At 63.4% G+C, this 17,826-nt stretch carries 17 protein-coding genes; 7 read left to right on the top strand and 10 right to left on the bottom strand.

The genetic code is table 11. The annotated features are described in order from the left end of the window. Positions 1 to 20 precede the first annotated feature (20 nt). Genes adeC through VIM95_RS19765 form a run of 3 tightly spaced genes read right to left on the bottom strand, consistent with a single transcriptional unit; the run spans position 21 to position 5,797 of the window. Positions 21 to 1,466 carry an AdeC/AdeK/OprM family multidrug efflux complex outer membrane factor gene (adeC, locus tag VIM95_RS19775; protein ID WP_331989164.1) on the bottom strand — a complete coding sequence of 482 codons (1,446 nt, stop codon included), beginning with the start codon at positions 1,464 to 1,466 and terminating at the stop codon, positions 21 to 23. Continuing rightward, positions 1,463 to 4,603, bottom strand: a complete 3,141-nt coding sequence (locus VIM95_RS19770; RefSeq protein ID WP_331989162.1) for an efflux RND transporter permease subunit — start codon at positions 4,601 to 4,603, stop codon at positions 1,463 to 1,465. Before VIM95_RS19770 ends, adeC begins: the two co-directional genes overlap by 4 nt. A 12-nt stretch (positions 4,604 to 4,615) precedes the next feature. Continuing rightward, positions 4,616 to 5,797: an efflux RND transporter periplasmic adaptor subunit gene (locus VIM95_RS19765; RefSeq protein ID WP_331989160.1), complete on the bottom strand. Its 1,182-nt coding sequence runs from the start codon at positions 5,795 to 5,797 to the stop codon at positions 4,616 to 4,618. Between the two features lie 358 nt (positions 5,798 to 6,155). Between VIM95_RS19765 and msrA the strand changes: the two genes are divergently transcribed. Beyond that, entirely contained in the window at positions 6,156 to 6,689 is a 534-nt protein-coding gene (msrA, locus tag VIM95_RS19760) for a peptide-methionine (S)-S-oxide reductase MsrA (protein ID WP_331989158.1), read from the top strand. A gap of 10 nt (positions 6,690 to 6,699) precedes the next feature. Further along, complete coding sequence (locus VIM95_RS19755) at positions 6,700 to 7,320, top strand: GNAT family N-acetyltransferase (RefSeq protein WP_331989156.1); 621 nt, start codon at positions 6,700 to 6,702, stop codon at positions 7,318 to 7,320. Here the strand turns inward: VIM95_RS19755 and VIM95_RS19750 are convergent. Beyond that, positions 7,302 to 8,930: a methyl-accepting chemotaxis protein gene (locus VIM95_RS19750; RefSeq protein WP_331989154.1), complete on the bottom strand. Its 1,629-nt coding sequence runs from the start codon at positions 8,928 to 8,930 to the stop codon at positions 7,302 to 7,304. The genes VIM95_RS19755 and VIM95_RS19750 overlap by 19 nt on opposite strands. Before the next feature lie 212 nt (positions 8,931 to 9,142). On the opposite strand from VIM95_RS19750, the gene VIM95_RS19745 reads away from it, so the two are divergent. The 3 genes from VIM95_RS19745 to VIM95_RS19735 are packed head-to-tail and all read left to right on the top strand — an operon-like array spanning position 9,143 to position 10,832. Next, positions 9,143 to 10,072, top strand: a complete 930-nt coding sequence (locus VIM95_RS19745) for a tRNA dihydrouridine synthase (protein ID WP_331989152.1) — start codon at positions 9,143 to 9,145, stop codon at positions 10,070 to 10,072. Positions 10,073 to 10,080: 8 nt separating this feature from the next. After that, positions 10,081 to 10,419: a YkgJ family cysteine cluster protein gene (locus tag VIM95_RS19740; RefSeq protein WP_331989151.1), complete on the top strand. Its 339-nt coding sequence runs from the start codon at positions 10,081 to 10,083 to the stop codon at positions 10,417 to 10,419. Between the two features lie 20 nt (positions 10,420 to 10,439). Continuing rightward, the gene (locus tag VIM95_RS19735) at positions 10,440 to 10,832 is read left to right on the top strand and encodes a group II truncated hemoglobin (protein WP_331989150.1); all 393 of its coding nucleotides are present in this window, start codon (positions 10,440 to 10,442) and stop codon (positions 10,830 to 10,832) included. A 48-nt stretch (positions 10,833 to 10,880) separates the two neighbouring features. Here VIM95_RS19735 and VIM95_RS19730 read toward each other — a convergent pair whose 3' ends face one another. Beyond that, positions 10,881 to 11,726 (bottom strand): tryptophan 2,3-dioxygenase, encoded by an 846-nt coding sequence (locus tag VIM95_RS19730; RefSeq protein WP_331989148.1) that lies wholly within the window; start codon positions 11,724 to 11,726, stop codon positions 10,881 to 10,883. Between the two features lie 248 nt (positions 11,727 to 11,974). Here VIM95_RS19730 and VIM95_RS19725 point away from each other — a divergent pair, with 248 nt between their 5' ends. Beyond that, a complete protein-coding gene (locus VIM95_RS19725; RefSeq protein ID WP_331989146.1) occupies positions 11,975 to 12,442 on the top strand; it encodes a Dps family protein in 468 nt (155 codons plus the stop codon). 11 nt (positions 12,443 to 12,453) lie between these two features. Here VIM95_RS19725 and VIM95_RS19720 read toward each other — a convergent pair whose 3' ends face one another. From VIM95_RS19720 to pcaC, 4 genes are all read right to left on the bottom strand, one after another. Beyond that, positions 12,454 to 13,353, bottom strand: coding sequence for a DMT family transporter (locus VIM95_RS19720; protein ID WP_331989144.1), 900 nt, complete (start codon positions 13,351 to 13,353; stop codon positions 12,454 to 12,456). Positions 13,354 to 13,433: 80 nt separating this feature from the next. Then, on the bottom strand, positions 13,434 to 14,732 hold the full coding sequence (locus tag VIM95_RS19715; protein ID WP_331989142.1) for an HD-GYP domain-containing protein: 1,299 nt from the start codon (positions 14,730 to 14,732) through the stop codon (positions 13,434 to 13,436). A 129-nt stretch (positions 14,733 to 14,861) separates the two neighbouring features. After that, a complete protein-coding gene (locus VIM95_RS19710; protein ID WP_331989140.1) occupies positions 14,862 to 15,443 on the bottom strand; it encodes an adenylate/guanylate cyclase domain-containing protein in 582 nt (193 codons plus the stop codon). Next, a complete protein-coding gene (pcaC, locus tag VIM95_RS19705; RefSeq protein WP_331989138.1) occupies positions 15,436 to 15,813 on the bottom strand; it encodes a 4-carboxymuconolactone decarboxylase in 378 nt (125 codons plus the stop codon). The genes VIM95_RS19710 and pcaC overlap by 8 nt, the downstream gene beginning before the upstream one ends. A 75-nt stretch (positions 15,814 to 15,888) precedes the next feature. On the opposite strand from pcaC, the gene VIM95_RS19700 reads away from it, so the two are divergent. After that, entirely contained in the window at positions 15,889 to 17,160 is a 1,272-nt protein-coding gene (locus VIM95_RS19700; RefSeq protein ID WP_331989136.1) for a mechanosensitive ion channel family protein, read from the top strand. Positions 17,161 to 17,169: 9 nt separating this feature from the next. Here the strand turns inward: VIM95_RS19700 and VIM95_RS19695 are convergent. Beyond that, positions 17,170 to 17,826 (bottom strand): amidohydrolase family protein (locus VIM95_RS19695; RefSeq protein WP_331989134.1); only part of this gene is annotated, 657 nt, incomplete at its 5' end.

Here is a 17,826-nt window from a genome sequence, read left to right as displayed (position 1 = left end):
CTTAGGCATGATTTTATATTCTAGCCATGCTCGGCGGCCGCGATCTTAGCCGGATTCGCCGAACCCGTCTCCTGCCAACCACCGCCCAGCACCTTGTACAAAGTGACAAGGTTGCCCTGGCGCGATTGCCTTATCGTAATCAAGCCCTGTTCGGCGCTATAGAGCGTGCGCTGTGCATCCAAGAGCGTCAGGTAGCTGTCCACGCCCTTACGAAAGCGCGCCTCGGACAGTTCGTAGCTCCGCCTGCTGGCGTCAACCAGCGCCGTCTGAGCTGCCAGTTGCTCATCCAGCGTACCCTGCTGGGCCAGTGCATCGGCCACTTCACGGAAGGCGGTCTGGATGGCCTTTTCGTACTGTGCCAGCTTGATGTCTCGATCAGCCTGCGCCACCTCAAGGTTGGCGCGATTGCTACCGCCGTCGAAGATGGGCAGCCGCAACTGCGGTACAAAGCTCCAGGCGCGCGAACCGGTATCGAACAAGCCAGAGAGCTCACGGCTGGCTGTACCAGCACTGGCGGTCAGACTGATACTCGGGAAGAAGGCTGCGCGGACTGCACCGATATTGGCGTAGCTGGCTTGCAGCACATGTTCGGCCTGACGCACGTCGGGGCGACGCTGCAAGGTCTGTGACGGCAAACCAACTGGCAGTTCGCTGACACTGGCGACCTGCCCCGTCAGCTGGTCAGGCAGTAGATCGACAGGCGGGGTTGTCCCCACCAGCACCAGCAGCGCATTGCGATCGAGCGCAACCTGGCTGGTATAGCGCGCAAAATCAGCCCGGGCCGACTCCACCCCGGTCTGCGCCTGGCTCAGGCTCAGCTGCGAAGCGCTGCCCAGCTCGAAGCTGCGTTGGGTGAGTTGCAGGGAGGATTGCCGGCTCTCCAGTGTACGTTTGGCCAAATCCAGCCGTTCGCTATCGGCCGCCAAGGCCAACCAGGCGCCGGCCACATCGGCCACCAGGGTGATCTGGCTGCTGCGGCGAGCTTCTTCCGTCCCAAGATACTGCTCCAGTGCAGCATCCCGCAGGCTGCGCACGCGGCCGAAGAAATCTAGCTCGTAGCTGCTGAAGCCGACATTGGCGCTGTACTGGCGACTGACCGTGCTGACACCGCTGCTGCTGAGGTCGCCTGGCGTACGACTGGCGTTCTCCCCAGCACCGAGGTTCAACGTCGGCAGCTGTGCCGCACGCTGGATCTGGTACTGCGCGCGAGCCTTCTCGATATTGAGTGCGGCTACCCTGAGGTCACGGTTATTGGCGAGCGAGAGCTCAATCAGTTTCTGCAAGCGCGCATCGGCAAAGAAATTGCGCCAGCCTATGTCGGCAGCGGCAGCACCGCTGCCCTGGCTACCGACCCATTGCTCGGGCACCGGCGCAACTGGCCGTTGGTAGTCGGGTGCCAGGGTGCCGCAGCCACCCAGCAGGGCGGCGGCGACTGCCGCGGCGATTGTCAGGTTCGGCTTGTTCATCGTCTTTCCTCCGCGATGGTTTCCGCTTCGTCCGGCCGCGTGCCCTTGAACACACGGCGCACCAGCACGAAGAACAGGGGCACGAAGAAGAGGCCCAACATCGTGGCGCTGATCATGCCACCCAGCACGCTGGTACCAATGGCGTTCTGGCTACCCGAACCGGCACCCTTGCTGATCGCCAATGGCAGCACGCCAAAGATGAAGGCCAGCGAGGTCATCAAAATGGGGCGCAGACGCATCCGCACCGCCTCCAAGGTTGCTTCTATCAGCCCCACGCCGTGCTCCATCTGCTCCTTGGCAAATTCCACGATCAGGATGGCGTTCTTGGCCGAAAGACCCACCGTGGTCAAAAGGCCCACCTGGAAGTAGACATCGTTGGCAAGCCCACGGCCGAAAGCCGCCAGGGCGGTACCGACAATGCCCAAGGGCACCACCAGCATGACCGCAAAGGGGATGGACCAGCTCTCATAGAGCGCGGCCAGACAGAGGAACACGACCAACATGGAGATGGTATACAGCGCCGGTGCTTGCGAACCCGAGCTGCGTTCCTGATCCGACAGACCGGTCCACTCAAAGCCTATGCCCTCGGGCAGTTGGGCGATCAGCGACTCCATGGCCAGCAGGGCCTCTCCCGAGCTATGGCCCGGCGCCGGTGCACCGAGGATTTCCACTGAGGGCATGCCGTTGTAACGCTCCAGCCGCGGTGAAGCGTAGGACCAGCGGGTGCTGGAGAAGGCGCTGAAGGGCACCATGTCGCCAGCGGCATTACGCACATACCACTTGTTGAGATCGGACGGCAGCATGCGCGACGGTGCGTCGCCTTGCAGGTAGACCTTCTTGACCCGGCCCTTGTCGATAAAGTCGTTGACGTAGCTGCTACCCCAGGCGGTGGTCAGCACACTGTTGATATCGGACTGCGAGATCCCCAGCGCACTGGCCTTGTTGCGGTCGATATCTACCCGGAACTCGGGCGTATCGTCCTGCCCATTGGGGCGCACCGCAACCAGGGCCGGATGCTTGGCCGCGAGACCCAGCAGCTGGTTACGGGCAGCGATCAGCTTGTCGTGGCCGAGGCCGGCCCGGTCCTGCAGCTGCAGGTCAAAACCCGAGGCATTACCTAGCTCCAGCGCCGCCGGCGGTGCAAAGGCAAACACCATCGCATCGCGGATCTTGGAGAACTTGGCCATGGCGCGCGCCACAACCGCCTGCGCCTTCTGGTCAGGACGCGGACGCTCATCCCAGTGCTTGAGCCGCACAAAGGCCAGGCCGGCGTTCTGGCCGCTACCGCCAAAGCTGAAGCCGGCCACGCCGAACATGGTGGCGACGGAATCCTTCTCCTCCACCATGAAGTGGTGCTCGACCTGCTCGATCACGCGCAGCGTACGCTCCTGGGTGGCGCCGGCAGGTAGCACGATCTGGGAATACAGAATGCCCTGATCCTCGTCCGGCAAGAAGCCGCTGGCCTGGCGGGCCAGCAGGAAGCCCATGCCTGCGACGATGGCGCCATAGATCAGCAGATAAGGCACACCGCGCTGGATGATGCGGCTGACTGCGCTCTGGTAGCCGCGGCTGGAGCGGTCGAAGTTGCGGTTGAACCAGCCAAAGAAGCCGCGCTCGCTCAGGTGGTGGCCCTTTTCGACCGGCTTGAGCAAGGTGGCGCACAGCGCCGGGGTCAGCACCATGGCAACGATAACCGACAGCACCATGGCCGAGACAATGGTGATGGAGAACTGGCGATAGATCACACCTGCGGAGCCACCGAAGAAGGCCATGGGTACGAATACCGCCGACAACACCAGCGCAATGCCGACCAGGGCGCCGGTGATCTGGCCCATGGACTTGCTGGTGGCCGCCTTGGGTGGCAGACCATCCTCGCTCATGACCCGCTCGACGTTCTCGACCACCACGATGGCATCGTCCACCAGAAGGCCGATGGCCAGCACCATGCCGAACATGGTCAGGGTGTTGATGGAGAAGCCGCAGGCCGCGAGGATGCCGAAGGTACCCAGCAGCACCACCGGTACCGCGATCGTGGGGATCAGGGTGGCGCGGAAGTTCTGCAGGAACAGGTACATCACCAGGAAGACCAGCACCACGGCTTCCGCCAGGGTCTTGACCACTTCCTCGATCGAGATCTTCACAAAGGGCGTGGTGTCGTAGGCGACCACGGCCTTCATGCCGGTCGGGAAGAACTTGGACAATTCGTCGATCTTCGCCTTGACCGCATCGGCGGTGTCGAGCGCATTGGCACCGGTCGCCATCTTGATGGCGATACCGGTCGCCGGCTTGCCGTTGAAGCGTGCCACCGTGCCGTAGTTTTCAGCCCCCAGCTCGATCCGGGCGACATCCTTGAGCTTGACGCTGGCGCCGGCGCTATTGCCCTTTATCACGATCTCGCCGAACTGCTCCGGCGTCTGCAAGCGGCTCTGCGCGGTGATGGTGGCGTTCAGCGCCTGACCCTTGACCGCCGGCGTACCACCCAGTTGGCCGGCAGATACCTGGGCGTTCTGGGCCTGGATGGCGTTGCTGACGTCGGTCGTGGTCAGCTGGTAGTTGAAGAGCTTGGCCGGGTCCAGCCAGATACGCATGGCGTACTGGGCGCCGAACAGCGTCACGTCGCCCACGCCCTTGACCCGGCTTACGGTGTCGAGCACGTTGGCGGACACGTAGTCGGCAAGGTCGGACTGCTTCATGCTGCCGTCTTCAGACACGAAAGCCATCACCATGAGGAAGTTCTTGGTGGACTTGGCTACGCTCAGGCCCTGCTTCTGCACTTCCTGCGGCAGCAAGGGCATGGCCAGCTGCAGCTTGTTCTGCACCTGCACCTGGGCGATGTCGGGATTGGTACCGCTATCGAAGGTCAGCGTGATGGTGACCGCACCGGAAGAGTCGCTGCTCGAGGCCATGTAGTGCAGGCCGTCGATGCCCTTCATCTTCTGTTCGATCACCTGGGTGACCGAATCCTGCACCGTCTGGGCAGACGCACCCGGGTAGGTGCCGGTGATGGCGATGGCCGGCGGTGCGATGGCCGGGTACTGCGAGATCGGCAGCGCCGTGATGGACAGTATCCCCGCCAGCATGATCACGATGGCGATCACCCAGGCAAAGATGGGCCGGTTGATAAAGAAACGGGACATGCGCCGGCCTCCTTAGGGCTTGGCCGCAGGCGCAGCGGCGCTGCCGGCAGGCTGGAACGGTACCGGCTTGGCGCTGGCGCCCGGCTTCACCTTCTGCAGGCCTTCCACAATCAGGCGATCACCTTCCTTGAGGCCATCGGTCACCTGCCATTGGTCGCCCAGCGCACGACGCGTCTTGAGTTGGCGCTGCTCAACCTTGTCTTCGCCATTGAGCACCAGCGCTACCGCGTTGCCCTTGGCATCACGCGTCACGCCTTGCTGCGGCACCAGGATGGCGGCCTCGTCTATGCCCTCCTCCAGCCGCGCACGCACATACATGCCGGGCAACAGTTCCTGCTTGGGGTTGGGGAAGACGGCGCGCAGGGTCACACTGCCGGTACCGGGGTCTACGCTCACTTCGGAGAACTGCAGGCTGCCCGGCAGCGGGTAGACCGTGCCATCCTCCAGCACCAGGGACACCTTGGCAGCGTCCTTGCCGCTACGCTTGAGCGCGCCGCTGGCCAGATCGCGCCGCAGCCGCATCAGCTCGGTGCTGGTCTGGGTCACGTCCACATAGATGGGATCAAGCTGCTGGATGGTGGCCAGCGCATTGGCCTGGTTGGCGGTCACCAAGGCGCCCGGCGTGACGGCGGAACGGCCCACCCGGCCGGCGATGGGGGCCAGGATGCGGGTGTAGCCCAGATTGATGCGGGCGTTGGCCACGGCCGCCTTGGCCGCCGCGACGTCTGCCTCGCCCTGCTTGAGCGTGGCGGAGGCCTCGTCATAGTCCTGCTGGCTGACGGCCTTGATCTTGACCAGCTCCTGGTAGCGCTCCACCTTGAGCCGGCTCACTGTGACGTTGGCTTCGACCTTGGCCAGGGTAGCCTGGGCGCTATCGAGCGCAGCCTGGTAGCTGGCCGGGTCGATCTGGTAGAGCGATTCGCCCTGCCGTATCTCCCCGCCCTCATTGAATTGCCGACGCTGGATGATGCCACCGACCTGCGGTCGCACCTCGGCAACCCGGAAGGCCGCCGTACGGCCGTTCAACTCGGTACTGATCGGCAAGGCCGCCGCCTTGACGGTATAGACACTGACCTCGGCTGGCCCACCACCGGGCTTGTCCTCGGACTTGGCCTTGCCGCAGGCGCTGAGCGCCAGCCCGCCCGCCACCGCAACCAAGGTCGTGGCCAGCATGGTCTTGTTCTTGATATGCATAGAGCACCTGTCAGGAAAAAAGAGGCAGGTCCACCGACCCGCCTACGGAACGATGGCCGGATTCTACCGCCCGCCAACGCTAGAGTGAACGATCATTCTAAAATTGCCCGCAGCCATGGCATGGCCCGCAAACTCAGTCTGCTAAAGGCTTGCAAGGCGGATTACGGTTCCAGCCTGTAACGCTTTTTTACACAAGCAGCGAGGAGTTTTACGATCGTGCGCTGTCAGGCATTGATCCGGTAACCCTCCCATGGCCCGGACCTCCGCCATCTTGTACTTTGCCGCTGGGGCCCAGATGTAATGCCGGCACGCTTATATCGACCAAGTGTCACGCATCCCAACAAGGAGTTGATCAATCATGGCGCATGAAATTGCCACGCTGGCTGGCGGTTGCTTCTGGTGTCTCGACGGCGTCTTCCTGCGCCTGCGCGGCATCGACAAGGTGGTATCGGGCTATATGGGTGGACCGCTGCAGAACCCGACCTACAAGCAGGTCTGCAATGGCGATACCGGCCACGCCGAGGTCGTGCAGATCCATTACGACCCGGCAGTGATCAGCTTTGCCGACCTGCTGGAGGTGTTCTTCGTCATCCACGACCCGACCACCCTGAACCGCCAGGGTAATGACGTGGGCACGCAATACCGCTCGGCCATCTTCTTCCACGATGCCGGGCAGGAAAAGCAGGCGCGCGAGACCATTGCCACGCTGACGGCCGAACAGGCTTACCACAACCCCATCGTGACCGAAGTCGTGCCTGCTACTACCTTCTGGCCGGCCGAGGGCTATCACCAGGGTTATTTCGATGCCAACCCCTACCAGCCCTATTGCATGGCGGTGGTGGCACCCAAGGTACGCAAGGCGATCGACAAGTTCTCCGCCAAGCTCAAATAGGCCCATGACCATGCCCAGACCCAGGCTGGCGACACCGGCCGACGAAGCCGCGCTTTACGCCATCTGCCTCGCCACCGGCAACGCAGGAGAGAACGCGGCCCAGCCAGGCCGCGAGGGTGAACTCTACGGCCATTTGTATGCCGGCCCCTATCTTGCGCTGGAACCGGCCTACGCCTGGGTGGTGGAAGATGAGCTGGGTGTATGCGGCTATGCGCTGGGCACACCAGATTCGACGCGCTTCTATGCCCGCATGACGACAGACTGGCTGCCACCCTTGCGCCAGCGCCATCCGGTGCCGCGGGCACCGGAGGATGCCTGGCTGGTATCGCAACTACACGCGAACTGGCAGACCGACTCGCGCCTCGCAGACTGGCCGGCTCATCTGCATGTCGACCTGTTGCCACGGGCGCAGGGCCGTGGCGCGGGCGCCGTACTGATACAGCAACTGCTGGCACAGTTGCAGGCAGCGGGTGCACCGGGGGCGCACCTGGGAGTGGACCCGCGCAACACGCGGGCCCTTAGCTGGTATGCACGCTGGGGATTTAGCCCCCTGTTCAGCCAGCCTGGCTGCCACTGGCTGGGCCTGACCTTCCAGCCAGCGGCCGCCCAAGCTCAATCGACCACGAACTGACCAATCTGGGCATTGAGGCCCCGCGACAGCTCGCCCAAACGCTTGGCCAGCATATTGGCGGACGAGACCGAGGCATGGTTTTCCTCGCTCATCTGCGCAATCTGCTCCACATTTTGCGCGATCTGGGTGGCGGCAATGCGTTGCTCCCGCACCGCACTGGCGATCTCGGTCAAGGTCTGCAAGGTACAGGATGAGCTGGCGCGGATGCGCTCCATGGCGGCTGCCAGTTCCTGCGCCTGGGTCACGCCGCCCTGTATCTTGCTGCTGGCCACCTGCATCAGGTTGCCGGCACTGATGGTGTCCTGCTGGACCGTCTCGATCTTGCCGGAAATATCGGCAGTGGCATTGGCAGTGCGCTCGGCCAGCTTGCGCACTTCATCCGCCACCACCGCAAAGCCACGGCCCTGTTCACCCGCGCGGGCAGCCTCGATTGCGGCATTGAGGGCCAGCAGATTGGTCTGGTCGGCAATCTCCTTGATCACCCGCACAATGTCGCCAATCTCATCGGAACGGGCGTTCAGCGCGCTGATAGCCACCGAAGCACGGGCCAAGGCTTCGGCAATCTGGGCAATCTCCTCCGCCGTCCTGCCTGCCAGAGCCTCCCCATCGCCAGCCTGGCCTACTGCATCGGTCGCGGCAGTCCGGACTGAATCGGCATTGTCGGCTACCACGGCGATGCTGGTAGTGAGCTCCTCGATGGCCGCGGCCACTGCAGCCGAGGCCTGCGCCTGGGTCGAAGACGCGCTGGCAACCTGCTCGGAAATGGTGCCCATCTCGGTTGCCGATTCCGCCACCTGCCGCGCCCCGCCGCGGGTATCGATCACCAGGCCGCGCAGCCCCTGCAGGACGCGATGGAAGGCCGTGACCGTACGGCCGATCTCATTGTCGCCGCTGCTGGGCATGGGCACGGTCAGATCATTGCCGGCCGAGATACGCTGGGCTGCATGCTCTGCAGCGTTCAGCGGGCGTCGTATCGACTGCGCCACCGCAGCAGCCACGCCAACGCCAAGCAAGAGGGCGATACCAGCCAGTACCCACAACGCCCGTTCGGTATTGGCGCGGGTGCCGGCCAACTCCTTGGTTACGCCGGCCGCCTTCTCGCTGGTACTCTTGAGCAAAGCATTCAGGGATTCTTCCATCCCATGCACATAGGCTTTGTACTCGCCCATGGCCTTGTTGGCGTCAGCCGTGCTGGCCAGCCCCTGCCCCAACTGCCCCGCCACCTTGCCAAAGCCTTCGGCGTACTGCTGCATCTGACCCCGTAGCTCGCCTATGCGCTGCTTGTCCTCACTACCTGCCAACCCCTCGGCCCGCTGCAGGCTTTCCTGGGCTTTTGCCAGCGAATCGGCCCACTTCTCACGGTACTCCTTGACCTTGTCAGGGCTGGTGATATTGATGAAGCTGTCTTTCTCGAAGCGTCTTAGATTGCCCATGTGGTAGCGGGCATCGCCAGCGGCCGTGTTCAGCGCGATATCGCCTTCCACCAATGCCTTGACCCTTTCGTACTGGCTCTCCACGCCCCACGAGCCGATCAGCGCCACCGCCAGCATCAGCGCCAAGAGCAGCGCAAAACCCGCGCCTATTCGTACCGCAAAACTGAGGTTGTTCATGGTTACTTCTCCGCTATGACCCTAAGCTGGTTGGCTACCCGCTATCTCATCCCGGGCCTGGGCGGTGCGGTTTACGCCAAGCTCCCGCCAATTGGACGGGGGCTGCTTAAAGCATAAGCAATCATGCGCCAAATCATAGGCAGGCTTGATATTCGGCACGCCCCTCGGGATTTTGTTAAAATCGCCGGCTTTTCAAAGGCTTGGACCGTATCTTGCGCATTGCCCTGGCACCCATGGAAGGGCTCGTCGACGCCCCGTTACGCACCGCCCTGACCGAGATCGGCGGCGTGGACTGGTGCGTGACCGAGTTCGTGCGCGTCACCAGCACCCTGCTGCCACCGCGCTACTTCCGGCGCGTCGCGCCTGAGTCGCAGCATGGCTGGAAAACCCCGGCCGGCGTGCTGCTCAAGATGCAGCTGCTGGGTTCGGATCCCGTTTGCCTAGCCGACAATGCCGCCCGCGCGGCCGAGCTGGGTGCATCAGGCATAGACCTCAACTTCGGCTGCCCGGCCAAGACGGTAAACCGCCATCGCGGCGGCGCCGTGCTGCTGCAGGAGCCCGAGTTGTTGCACGCCATTGTGCGGGAGGTGCGCCGCGCAGTGCCCGCCCATATTCCGGTCACCAGCAAGATGCGGCTGGGCTATACCGACACCGCGCTGGTACTAGATTGCGCGCGCGCCCTGGATGAAGGGGGCAGTGCCGAACTGGTGGTACACGCCCGTACCAAAGCGGACGGCTACAAGCCGCCGGCCCACTGGCACTGGATTGCCCGCATCAAGGACGTGGTCAAGGCGCCGGTGGTGGCCAATGGCGAGATCTGGACCGTGGAGGACTATTTCCGCTGCCGTAGCGAATCGGCCTGCGACGACGTGATGCTCGGTCGCGGCCTGGTGGCCCGGCCGGACCTGGCGCGACAGATCCGCGCGGCGATTGCGGGCGAGGCACCTGATACGGTGGAATGGCCGGAGCTCTTGGGCATCATCCGGCGCTTCCACAACGGTCTGATCGGTACCGGAGCTCCCACCTATGCCCCGGGCAGGCTCAAGCAGTGGCTGGGCTATCTGCGCCGCAGCTACCCGGAAGCGACCGCCCTGTTCCGAGAGATCCGCACCCAGCAGCAGCTGGGCGCCCTGCCCGCCTGAGCCGCCCCATGAGCAACCCCTGCCTGAGCTGCGGTGCTTGCTGCGCCGCCTTTCGTGTCAGTTTTGATCGCAGCGAGCTGGACGAGGAAGGTGGCCGGGTGCCCAGCGGCCTGGTCGACTATGAGAACGACACCCTGTGCCGTCTACGCGGCACGGACTACCTGAAGCCCCGCTGTATTGCCCTCGTCGGGCGCATTGGCGAGGCCGTGCAGTGCGGCATCTATGCCGAGCGGCCCGGCCCCTGCCGCGAGTTCGCCCCCTTGGCCGAGCACGGCATCTTCCCGCCGGCCTGCAACCGGGCCCGCGCCCGCCACGGCCTGCCACCCCTGGCGGTCAGCCACGAATAACTCCCAGCCCTATAAGCACCATGAGCCAGATACTCGAAGCAACCCCTTTTGAATTGATTGGTGGCGAAGCCCGCGTCGCCGAGCTGGTCCAACGCTTCTACGACATCATGGATAGCGACCCGGTCGCGGCCGGTGTACGCAAAGCCCACACCGAAGACCTGAGCAGTGCGCGCGAGAAGCTGCGGCTCTTTTTGACCGGTTGGATGGGTGGCCCGGCGCTCTATGTCGAGAAGTACGGCCACCCTATGCTGCGCGCCCGCCACCTACCCTTCCGCATCGACGAACGTATGCGGGATGAGTGGCTGTACTGCATGTACAAGGCGATGGAGCAGATGAACCTGGAAACCGCGCTGCGCGAACACCTGGAACAGGCGTTCTGGCGCACCGCGGATTTCATGCGCAACGCGCAATAGACTGAACTCAAGCGCCGCCGGCAAGGTTCAGTTGGCGACGCTCAACGCTCAGCCCAAGGCTGAGCGGACCTGTATCAGTTCGGGGAAGAAGGTCAGCTCCAGCGCACGCTTGAGGAAGGCGACGCCGCTGGAACCGCCTGTGCCCTGCTTGAAGCCGATGATGCGCTCTACCGTCTTCATATGGCGGAAGCGCCAGAGCTGGAAGGCCTCTTCCACATCCACCAGCTTTTCCGCCATCTCGTAGGCATCCCAGTGTTGGCGCGGTGCCTGGTAGATAATCTTGAGCGCCGCTACCACGTCTTCGCTGGCGGTATAGGGCTGGCTAAAATCGCGCTCCAGCCTGTCCTGCGGGATCGCAAAACCACGTCGCGCCAGATGGCGCAAAAACTCGTCCCATAGGCTGGGCGCATTCAGGTCGCGCAGGATTTCCGCGTGCAGGGCCGGGTCGTACTTGAAGACATCCGCCTGGCCAGCATGCTTGTTACCCAGCAGGAATTCCAGCGTGCGGTACTGATGCGATTGAAAGCCAGATGATTGCCCGAGTACCGGCCGGAATTCGGCATACTCCGACGGGGTCATGGTCTCAAGCACTGCCCACATATTGAACAGCTGCTGCTGGATCAGCTTGGCCCGGGCCAGGATCTTGAAACAGGGCTCAAGCTCATCGTGCCGCACGTGCTCCACTGCGGCGCGCAGTTCGTGGATCAGTTGTTTGAGCCACAGTTCGGAGACCTGATGCTGGATGATGAACAGCATCTCATCGTGCTGCATGGGGCTCGATAGCGGTTGCTGCGCGGCCAGCAGCTGGTCCAGCCGCAGATAGCCGCCGTAGCTGAGCCGGTCGGTAAAGTCGGTCTGGATGCCGGCTTCGAGATCACGTTGATTGGGCTGCATGGACGACGTCCTTGAAAGCAAGGCCGCGATGATGCGCGCAGGCGAGCTCGGACTCAAGCCGCAGCGCGACATAGAGAACTGCTATCTATTTATTGAATTAAATCAACTTCAACAATGACGATCGCCTGACCATACTGCAAGGGCACAGCCGGCTTGGCCGCCAAGCAACCGGAACAAATGGCAGCCCGACAGGCCACATCCAAAGTGCGGCCAACCCTGGCATGTCAACTTGAGGACAGGAACACAGTATGGACATCCATCTCGGCATACCCGAAACCCAGCGCAAAGCCATTGCCGACGGCCTGAGCTGGCTGCTGGCCGATACCTACAGCCTCTATCTGCAAACCCACAACTTCCACTGGAATGTCAGCGGGCCGATGTTCAACAGCCTGCACCTGATGTTCGAGACCCAATACACCGAGCTTGCCCTGGCGGTGGACCTGATTGCCGAACGGATAAGGGCGCTAGGCTTCCCCGCTCCTGGCACCTATTCCGCCTTTGCCAAGCTATCAAGCGTGGACGAGGTTGAAGGCGTGCCCGCAGCACGCGACATGATCGCCATCCTGCTCAAGGGTCAGGAAACCGTGGTCCGCACCGCGCGTGGCTTGTTCCCGCTGCTGGAGGAGGTCAACGATGAAGCCAGCGCCGACCTCCTGACCCAGCGCTTGCAAGTACACGAAAAGACCGCCTGGATGCTGCGCGCCATGCTCGATTGAGCGCGGGCCGCTCAACCGGCAGCGCCCGACTGCTGGCTGGGTGCCCGGCGAGGCTGCCACAGTCCCGTGGACAGTGCCGTACCCAGCAATATCACCAGCCCACCCAGCACCATGCTGGGGGTCAGGCGTTCACCCAGGAAGATGCCGCCCCAGACCACGGCAAAGAGCGGGATCAAAAAGGTCACCGAGATCGCCTTGCTGGGGCCGATATGAGCGATCAGGCGAAAGAACATCAGGTACGCAACCGCGGTACAGACCACAGCCAGCGCCAGCGCTGCCTGCCACGCTTGTGCCGGTACTGTTGTCTGGGGCCAGGCGAAGCTGGCCAGTGGCAGCAACATCAGGCTCGCCGTCAGTTGGCTGCCCGTTGCCACCAGGAGTGGCGAGGCCGCGGTTAGCTTCTGCTTGGTGTAGTTGGCAGCAATGCCATAGGACACCGGTGCCGCCAGGGCCGCCAATACCGCCAGCCCATCACCACCCGGCTTGAAGCTGATCTTTCCCCACACCAGCACCAATACACCCACAAAGCCGATCACCAGCCCGGCAACCCGCAAACGCGGCAGCACCATACCCAGCCACGCAAAGGCAACCACTGCGCCCCAGAGTGGCGTGGTGGCATTGAGCACTGCCGTAAAACCCGCCGACAGGGACAGCGCCGCCCAGGCAAACAGGCAGAAGGGCAAGGCGGAATTGAGCAGGCCGACCACGGCCAGACCGCGCCAGTGCGTCAACAGCCCCGCTCCCTCACCGCGCCAGAACAGCACGGGCAAAAGGCAGAGCGTGGCAACCCCCACCCGCACAAAGATCAGCGCAAGCGGCCCGAAGGCCGGGGCCGCCACCCGCATGAACAGAAAGGATGCGCCCCAGATTGCTGCCAGTACGACCAGCTCCACCATATCGCTTGAGCGCATGCCTGTCCCTAAGCCCATTTGAACAAGGGTCTAGTGTAAGGCCGGCCGACCGGGGTGGACATCCGATTCTTGCTCAGGCCTCAAGCCGGTACCCGGTGTGCCAGCGGGTCGGCAAGGGTGGATAGCAAGGGGGCGAGGTGGTTGCGCTCGTCAACCGGCAGCATGCTGATGCGCAAGGACACGGCTCGCGACAGCTCGCGCACCCGCCAGTTGAGCTCATCGACGATGCCCATGGCCTCGGCCAGCTCTTCGGCTGGGGTATCGGCCAACAAGGTACGGATCTCGGCGGCCGGGATACTGCCCAGACCGGTGCGCAGGAAGGCGCGGCGTATGACACCGAAGCGCTCCACCGCGCCCGCCACCAGCTCTCGTGTCTCAGCCACCGTGGCCTCGTCGTGAGAGCGGATCAGCGCGTTATGGATGATGTCGAGGTTGCCGACCAGACGATCAAGTGCACCGATCACACCTTCTGAACTGTAAAGCGGCAGGCCGCACATGGCTGATTCGGCCACCAGCGAATCTCGCAGCTTGAGCATGACGGGCGGTGCATGGCCCGAGGAGACCACTTTGAGCGCAAGATCCAGGCGGTTGCCACTGTCGGACACCTTGCCCAACAGGCCCACGACCATCTCGGCCGCCGCCAAGGCCTGTCCTGCCGGACTGATCGCTGCTTCGAGCAAGCCTCGCGGATAGCCACTGCCGTCGATGCGCTCATGGTGCTCCAGCACGATGCGGGCAACCATGTCGCCCAGGTCCGTGGTCTCAAGGATAAGCCGGTGTCCTACCACCGGGTGGACCGCCAGACTGCGCCACTCTTCCTGTGTGACATGGTGACTCGCGGCCAGTACGGCCGGGTCGATATAGAGTTCGCCTATATCGTGCAGCAGCCCCGCCACCGCCAGCTGGCGCATGGCATCGGGCGACAGTCTGAGGCTGCGGCCCAGCGAGAGGGCAATCAATGACACCATGACCGCGTGCCGCATGGCCGCCCCCTCGGTCCTTTGCGACAAGGTCAGGAGCAGCAGGGAGACTTTGCTCAGCGGCGCGGCCGCAAGATCGGCCAAGAGGCTCTCCACCCCATAAGGCGCGCACAGCCGCACCAGCATGGGTTGCTCTTCGAGCAGTATCTGCGCCAAGAGCCCCAGTGCTTCGCCCGTGATCTGCTCCGCAACGCTCAAACTCTGCACCAAGGGGCGCTTGAGCTTGTGCGACAGCAACCGCTCCTGCATGGCGCGGTCGAGCTGGCTGCCGCGCGACAGCAATTTGATACCTTTGTCCGTGTAGATATCCTCAGCCGCCAGCACCTCTTTGCTGTCGGCGAGCGCCATCACCCTATCCAGCAGGTGCGGATTGGGATTCTCAAGCTGTAGGTCGGGCACGGTCGCGGCTCATTGTGACGGGCCGGGCCTTAGAAGGCATGCTGCGCTCCTCTTCCAATGCCAACATAGCCCATCACTAAGCAAGCCGTACTCCTGGCGGCCGTGGCCCGATGCTTGTGCGGCGTTTCCCTAGCTCAGACGGTAAACCGGGCGACTACCAAAGAGCAGGCCGTGTTCGACAAAGTGTTCCGTCGGCAGCGCTTGCCGGAACGGCCCGGTTGCCAGAATCTCGCCACCCTTGGCCTTATCCTCGCCCAGCTTGGAGGCGGCGTTGACCTCTGCCCCCCAGACCTCGCGGCCATCGATCAGCAGCACTTCACCCAGGCCCAGCCCTATGCAGACTTCAATGCATTCGTCGGCTGCGCGTGCCCGGTTGCGTGCCACGGTTGCGGCCACCATGGCACGGGCGGTGGCAAGTGCCGCACCCGCGGTATCGAACAGGACCAGCATGGAGTCACCCTCGCGCTTGAGACAGTTGCCGCCATGCTGAGTGATCAGCGGCAGGAACAGCGCTTCCGATTCCTCGATCAGTTGCAGGAAATGCACGATGCCAAACGCCTCGACCTGTCGCGAAAATCCCACCAGATCGGTGAACATCACCGCCCGCTGGCAGCCAAAGCGACGGGTGATCTCCACTTCAATCGCACGCTGATCGGCACCGGGCGCTTGCCGCTGGCGTAAAAGGGCGCGCAGCTCGTCGGCTTCAGCCACCGCTTACCTCCGCGATCACTTCGCGGGCGGCCCGGACGGCATCGATGCACAGTGGTACACCGGCGTAGATCGCCGAATGCATCAACACTTCGCGAATCTCATCCACCGTGGCGCCGTTGTTCAGCGCACCACGCACATGACCCTTGAGCTCCTGGGTGCGACCCAGCGCAGCCAGCATGGCCAGGGTGATGAAGCTGCGGGTCTTGCGGTCCAGCCCCTCGCGGTTCCATACCGTGCCCCAGGCATGCTCGGTCACGAATTCCTGCAGCGGGCGGGTAAAGTCGTCGGCATCGGCAAAGGCCTTGTCGACAAAGGCATCGCCCATCACTTCGCGGCGTACCTTGAGACCCCGTTCGAATTGCTCGCTCATTGTTGCCCTCCCTATTTTTGGCGTCGGTCGCAAAGGGTTCCCATAATAGCTGCAGTCCTCACTCGCTCACCGTCCATGCGCACACTCACCGCCAGCATCCTTGCCCTCTGCGCCACTGCCGCCCAGGCTGCCGATACCCTCGATGCCGCAACCGGTTACCGCCTGCTCTATGCCCTTCTGACCGTGGTCGCAGCCTTGCTGGCAACGGCGCTCCTCGGCCGCCTCTATCGCCGCCTGCATGCGCTAATCGTCAAACGGAGCCGGCGTACCGCCCGTGCGCTGGAACGGCGCAGTCACCGGGTATTCAGGGCCATACCGCTGCTGCAACTTGAAAGCGGTCTGCTCAAACTGGGCAAGTTGCTGCTGCAACTGCTGCTGTTCTATCTGACCTTGAGCCAGGTGCTGAGCTACTTCCCCACCACCCGGCCCATGGCGGCACAGCTTGCCGGCTGGCTGCTGGACCCACTGGCCGACGGTGGACTCGCGCTCCTGACCGCCCTGCCCCAGCTACTGTTCCTGATGGTGGTCGTGCTGGTGACCCGTTACCTGCTACGGGTCGTGCGCTACCTGTTCCGCGAGATCGCCCGCGGCAATTTGCGGGTGGAGGGCTTTTACCCGGACTGGGCCGGGCCGACACAGAAGATCGTGAGTTTCCTCCTGATCGTGTTTGCCCTGATGGTAGCCTACCCCTATATCCCGGGCTCCAGCTCGGACGCCTTCAAGGGGGTCTCGCTGTTTATCGGGGTGCTGTTCTCGCTGGGCTCCACCGGCGCCGTCTCCAATGTGGTGGCCGGCGTGATCCTGACCTATATGCGCGCCTATCGGGCTGGCGACTTGGTGCGCATAGGCGAGGTACAGGGCGTGGTGACCAGTCACTCGCTGCTGGTGACCAAGCTGCACACCATACGCAATCAGGAGATCACCATCCCCAACTCCGTGGTACTGCAGGGGGCTGTGACCAATCTCTCCTCCAGCGGAGCTTCGCGCGGCGCCCTGGTAACGACCGCAGTCACCATAGGTTACGACACGCCCTGGCGACAGGTGCATGCCCTGCTCTTGCAGGCGGCGGCCGATACCGAGGAGGTGATGAACAGCCCGTCGCCCTTCGTGCTACAGACCGAGCTGCAGGACTTCTATATCCGCTACGAGCTCAACGCCTATACCAACCAGCCCGAGCGCTTGCCCTTTGTACTATCGGCCCTGAATGCCAGCGTGCAAGACAGCTTCAACCGTGCGGGCGTGCAGATCATGTCGCCGCACTACTATGACCGGGAGCGCGGCGATGTATTGACCCCGCCCGAGCGCTGGTATCCACCCACTCCCGCCGATAGCCGGGAGCGGGGTTAGCAAGCTGACCTACATGAGGCCGACCTTGCCTTTGTAAGCGGCACGGATCTTGGCCGCGTCGTAGGCAACGCCCGCCTTCATGGTCCAGACGATGCGCCGCAGGCTAGCCGGCTCGTCCGCGAGGCTGCCCTGGAACAGCACCAGGTCAGCCCGCTTGCCGACGGCGACCGAACCGATCTCCTGCTCACGCCCCAGGTAGCGAGCACCGTTGAGGGTAGCCACCTGCAGGGCCTGGGCACGACTCAGGCCGGCTTCCTCCAGCAGCTCGATCTGCCGCACATTGGAATAGCCCGGTACCACGCCGCCGTAGCCGGTCGGATCGGTACCGGCCACCAGCAGCCCACCTGCGTCGAAGAACTGCTTCTCCCAGGCCATCTCCTTGGGCAGCAGGGCGCTCCAGACATTGCCCGGCTGGGCCGCGATGGCGGACCAGCGGCTCAGGTACATCTCCTTGAGCTGCGGCATCAACAGGTCCAGCGCGCCCTGCGGGGCAATGGGCCGACCGCTGGCGAAGGTCTCGAATATGGTCAGGGTCGAGGTCAGGGCCACCTTGCGTTCAAGCAGGTGCTGCTGCAGTGCCTGCATCTCGGGGCTGTCCACCGTCAGTGCATTCAGACTCTTGGGCACGGTATCGCCATTCGGACAGGTGTCGGCCGGCTTGCCCGC

Source organism: Chitinimonas sp., assembly GCF_036568685.1.
Lineage (GTDB): Bacteria > Pseudomonadota > Gammaproteobacteria > Burkholderiales > Chitinimonadaceae > Chitinimonas.
This window is presented reverse-complemented; position numbering and strand designations above follow the sequence as displayed.

Bases quoted from the DNA above. Each gene is read 5' to 3' on its own strand.
- adeC (WP_331989164.1), bottom strand. From the start codon at position 1,466: ATGAACAAGCCGAACCTGACAATCGCCGCGGCAGTCGCCGCCGCCCTG.
- VIM95_RS19770 (WP_331989162.1), bottom strand. From the start codon at position 4,603: ATGTCCCGTTTCTTTATCAACCGGCCCATCTTTGCCTGGGTGATCGCC.
- VIM95_RS19765 (WP_331989160.1), bottom strand. From the start codon at position 5,797: ATGCATATCAAGAACAAGACCATGCTGGCCACGACCTTGGTTGCGGTG.
- msrA (WP_331989158.1), top strand. From the start codon at position 6,156: ATGGCGCATGAAATTGCCACGCTGGCTGGCGGTTGCTTCTGGTGTCTC.
- VIM95_RS19755 (WP_331989156.1), top strand. From the start codon at position 6,700: ATGCCCAGACCCAGGCTGGCGACACCGGCCGACGAAGCCGCGCTTTAC.
- VIM95_RS19750 (WP_331989154.1), bottom strand. From the start codon at position 8,930: ATGAACAACCTCAGTTTTGCGGTACGAATAGGCGCGGGTTTTGCGCTG.
- VIM95_RS19740 (WP_331989151.1), top strand. From the start codon at position 10,081: ATGAGCAACCCCTGCCTGAGCTGCGGTGCTTGCTGCGCCGCCTTTCGT.
- VIM95_RS19735 (WP_331989150.1), top strand. From the start codon at position 10,440: ATGAGCCAGATACTCGAAGCAACCCCTTTTGAATTGATTGGTGGCGAA.
- VIM95_RS19730 (WP_331989148.1), bottom strand. From the start codon at position 11,726: ATGCAGCCCAATCAACGTGATCTCGAAGCCGGCATCCAGACCGACTTT.
- VIM95_RS19725 (WP_331989146.1), top strand. From the start codon at position 11,975: ATGGACATCCATCTCGGCATACCCGAAACCCAGCGCAAAGCCATTGCC.
- VIM95_RS19720 (WP_331989144.1), bottom strand. From the start codon at position 13,353: ATGCGCTCAAGCGATATGGTGGAGCTGGTCGTACTGGCAGCAATCTGG.
- pcaC (WP_331989138.1), bottom strand. From the start codon at position 15,813: ATGAGCGAGCAATTCGAACGGGGTCTCAAGGTACGCCGCGAAGTGATG.
- VIM95_RS19700 (WP_331989136.1), top strand. From the start codon at position 15,889: ATGCGCACACTCACCGCCAGCATCCTTGCCCTCTGCGCCACTGCCGCC.